3 protein-coding genes, 2 tRNA genes and 1 rRNA gene are annotated in these 4,101 nt (G+C 29.5%); all 6 read right to left on the reverse strand.

What is annotated here, in order from left to right:
• Positions 1–567 precede the first annotated feature (567 nt).
• Positions 568–1,227 (reverse strand): metallophosphoesterase family protein, encoded by a 660-nt coding sequence (locus B3W71_RS09390; RefSeq protein WP_346888679.1) that lies wholly within the window; start codon positions 1,225–1,227, stop codon positions 568–570.
• Positions 1,228–1,398: 171 nt separating this feature from the next.
• Positions 1,399–2,544 (reverse strand): alanine--glyoxylate aminotransferase family protein, encoded by a 1,146-nt coding sequence (locus B3W71_RS09395; RefSeq protein ID WP_346888680.1) that lies wholly within the window; start codon positions 2,542–2,544, stop codon positions 1,399–1,401.
• A gap of 76 nt (positions 2,545–2,620) precedes the next feature.
• Positions 2,621–3,370, reverse strand: a complete 750-nt coding sequence (gene surE, locus B3W71_RS09400; RefSeq protein WP_346888681.1) for a 5'/3'-nucleotidase SurE — start codon at positions 3,368–3,370, stop codon at positions 2,621–2,623.
• A gap of 425 nt (positions 3,371–3,795) precedes the next feature.
• Positions 3,796–3,871 (reverse strand) — tRNA-Ala (locus B3W71_RS09405).
• 5 nt (positions 3,872–3,876) lie between these two features.
• Positions 3,877–3,953 (reverse strand) — tRNA-Ile (locus B3W71_RS09410).
• A 5-nt stretch (positions 3,954–3,958) separates the two neighbouring features.
• Positions 3,959–4,076: ribosomal RNA gene (gene rrf, locus B3W71_RS09415) — 5S ribosomal RNA — on the reverse strand.
• Between the last annotated feature and the right edge of the window lie 25 nt (positions 4,077–4,101).

Raw genomic sequence — 4,101 nt, forward strand, 5'->3', positions numbered from 1 at the left:
CAAAGACCATTTGGTTTTTATTTTCATCGGTTACTCCCGACGACTCTTACTATTCTACTAGATAATTTCTTATCTGTCAACAACTTTTTTAAGAATTTTTTTTCTTAAGTTTTTGTTGTTTTTTGTCGCATCACTCAGCGACATGACTTATCTTATCATACTTATCATACCAAATATAATGTTAGCTTACTATAATTATAGTTTATTTTAATATATCTTTATATTTCTTATATTTACTTTTATTTTCTTATATTGATACACAAGGTATAGTATATTGAATTCAAAATAATTTACATTGCTAATTCCCTTATATATACGAAGTATATAGGTATACTGTTAATAAACATCCGTTATATAGTTAAGAGTTTATTCTATATATTTTATATCTTTCATTGTAAGCCATATAATATTCCATAATAGAACTGCTCCTTTAAATATATAATGTAGCATACGCTAACAGATTGTATTCACTTATTTCATACATAGACCACATATAAACGATGCAGTCTACAATTAAACTATTTTTTAATTATAATTAATATACAACATATTAAAGGTATGAAGTACCTATATAGGTCCATCCATTTTTAGTGTCTTCATTTTTATAACTTCTAATAACTTTCCTTCCATACTTAATCGTATTGCTGTCAAATTTCCTTCATACCCTGATCCTGTATCAATGTTCCAGCTATTACTTGCTTCATTATAAATAGGTTCATTATCCTTACAAGGAGTATGCCCTATTACTTGTAATCTTCCGATATTTTTTAACTCACTTCTATTCCAAATTACACTTTGCTCATCTGTTTCATTAAATGGATTTATGCAGTATTTTGCAATACCAGCATGACTTACAAAGACTTTCTCATTACTCCAATATATAGGCATTTTTAAAAACCAACTTATATCTTCTTCTATATTAAGCTTGCTACTTTCATATTGCTTTAAAGTTTCTTTTCCACATTGCCTCAACCAATTATCATTTGGTCCATTATAATAATGCTTTATTATTTCATACTCATGATTACCTTTGAGAAACACAACATTATTGGGGAATTTTAACAATAGTTCTCTACAATACCTTACTGTTTCAGGAGAATACTTTCCTCTATCTATTATGTCTCCAACTTGAATCAAAATATCGTTTTCTTCATTCCAGTATTTGACCAATAATTCTCGAAAAGTATAATAACATCCATGTATATCGCCAACAATTAAAAGATTCATAAATTAAGTCTCCTTTTTCCAATAACTATTTAGTAATTTTAATACGCAATATCTGTTATATAACCTTATACCCATACCTTGTTCTACATACTCCTTAGCACTTTTATATCTAAAATAATATAAGGCTAATTAACTATTTATCGTAGTTAATTAGCCTTATACAATATCATATTATAACATAATACACCTGTTAAATTCTTCTACAAGATTAGTTTCTGATTTGTATCCTAAATCCTTTAAAGCTTTATCTAGAATATTTAAAACAAATATAATTTTATCCATTATAGCATTTTCACCCATATGACCAATTCTAATAACTTTATTTTCAAGATAATCAAAAGATCCTGAAATTAACAAATTATATTTATCTCTCATATGATTAATTAATACTTTAGCTTCTATACCTTGTGGTGGCTCCACTACCGTTACAGTTGATGAAAAACCACTATTTAAATAAAGTTTTAACCCATGATTAGTTAGTGCATTTCTAGTAGCTAAAGCAATTTGCCTATGTCTATTGTGTACACTATCTATACCCTCTTCAAGTATATTATCTACAGCAACTCTAAGCCCATATATATCACTTATTGGCATAGTATACGGAAACCATTTCTTCTCATAATATCCCTTCCATATAGTTAAATTGCAATAAAACCCTATAATTGGAGTTCTTCTTTCTCTTATAGCTTTATCTGCATCATCGCTAATAGTAACAATACTTAATCCTGGTGGGGCTGAAAAAGCCTTCTGAGATCCTCCTAAGGCAATATCAATGTTCCATTCACCTACTTTTATAGGCTCTCCTCCCATAGCTGCAACACTGTCTACTACTGTTAATATTCCATACTTCTTAAGCATTGGACAAATTTTACTTATATCATTAAGTACACCTGATGGTGTATCGCAATGAACCACAGTAGCATATTTAAAGTTATTATCCCCGTCAAGAAAAGTTCTTAGCTCTTCAACATCTATTTCTTTTTTTCTATCCACAGAGTACAATACAGGCATTCCACCATATATTTTCACAAAATCAGCAAATCCTTCACCAAACACACCATTATCGATAATTAGAACTCTATCACCAGGCTCTGTAAGTGAAGCACAAGCAGCTTCTAATCCTAATATGCCTTCACCACTTAATATAAATACATCATTTTTAGTACTTAATACTTCCCCCATCTTATTACAGGTTTCTTTATAAAATTCATAGAAATCCTTATCTAAATCTGGATTAGTAGTTTCCACTGCCCTAGCTAATCTTACATTTTCTCTTACATTAGTAGGGCCTGGTGTAAATACGTATGGTTTCTTCATAACTTCATCCCCCTAGTCAAACCTTTAATATCAATAATTACTAATAATCTATTAAAAATTTTTAATAATATACCAGTTATTTTTCTAATATACCTTTTATCCTTGTTATTAGATTAAAGTTTGTTAAATCATAATGTAGTGGAGTAACTGTTACATATCCTTCTTTAATCATATCTACATCAGTATCATCTTGTAATGCATCATCAGGTGAACCAGTGATTTTATATACTACATGATTATCGCTTTTCTCCACTTCAACATATACATTATTGTAATTTCTTTCACCTATTTTACATACTTTTAATCCTTTTATCTTTTCTTTATTTATAGAAGGAATATTTACATTTAACACTGTATTCCCAATATCTTCACTTTTTATTTCATTTAATATTTTTTCTGCATAATCCGCTGCAATTTCATAACTTTCTTCATTACCATCGCAGGATAAAGCAATTGCAGGTGTTCTATTTAATGCTCCTTCAACAGCTGCAGATACAGTTCCTGAATATATCACATCTGTACCTAAATTAAATCCATCATTTATGCCTGATACTACTATATCTATTTTTTCTTTAGCAATAGTAGTTATAGCAATTTTAGTACAATCTACAGGTGTACCACTTACACTAAAGCACGGAGCTTCTACACCTTCTATTTTTTCTTTTTTTACCATAAGAGGACTTCTTAATGTTATGGAATGACTGCTAGCACTTTTTTGACTATCAGGTGCTACTACTAATATATTGTGTGACTTTTGAAGCTTCTTTGCAATAATCTCTATGCCTTTAGCTGTAATTCCATCATCATTAGTTATTAATATATTCATAGTTATATAAAATAGAGATTTTATCTCTATCTTTCCTCCCTCCATATACTTAAAATATTTCTAAATATTTAGTTTTACTTAAAAATATAAATACTATTTATATTTTTATTTTAACATACTAATCAGAAAATTTATCATTATAGGCTATATTTATATAATCATTATAATTATTTCATATGTTATACAACAATTATATATAAATTTTAATAAAGTTTATATATTAGATTTAGTTACAATTCTAGATTATACTAGAGAGTATTAATGAATTTTATTTATTAGAACTTATATACTTCATAAAATATACTTCATAAAATATTCTATAATTAAAATCTATTAAATCAAGTATCTAATTTAGTCTAAAAGATTATTGTAACATCTATATCATAAAATTTTATAAAAAAAAGACACTGTATCTACAGTGTCTTTGGTGGAGATAAAGGGATTCGAACCCTTGACCCCCTGCGTGCAAGGCAGGTGCTCTCCCAGCTGAGCTATACCCCCAAATATGGTGGACCTTCAGGGACTCGAACCCCGGACCTACCGGTTATGAGCCGGTTGCTCTAACCAACTGAGCTAAAGATCCATATTACTTGGCAACAACCTACCCTCCCACACAGCTTCCCATGCAGTACTATCGGCCCCTAGATGCTTAACCTTCGTGTTCGGTATGGGAACGGGTGTACCCATCTAAGGCATAATTACCAAATTTAATATGGCTCCGCGAAGAGGAT

Source organism: Clostridium sp. UBA1056 (genome assembly GCA_002316385.1).
In the GTDB taxonomy this organism is placed as follows: domain Bacteria; phylum Bacillota; class Clostridia; order Clostridiales; family Clostridiaceae; genus Clostridium_J.

Bases quoted from the DNA above. Each gene is read 5' to 3' on its own strand.
- B3W71_RS09395 (WP_346888680.1), bottom strand. From the start codon at position 2,544: ATGAAGAAACCATACGTATTTACACCAGGCCCTACTAATGTAAGAGAA.
- B3W71_RS09390 (WP_346888679.1), bottom strand. From the start codon at position 1,227: ATGAATCTTTTAATTGTTGGCGATATACATGGATGTTATTATACTTTT.
- surE (WP_346888681.1), bottom strand. From the start codon at position 3,370: ATGAATATATTAATAACTAATGATGATGGAATTACAGCTAAAGGCATA.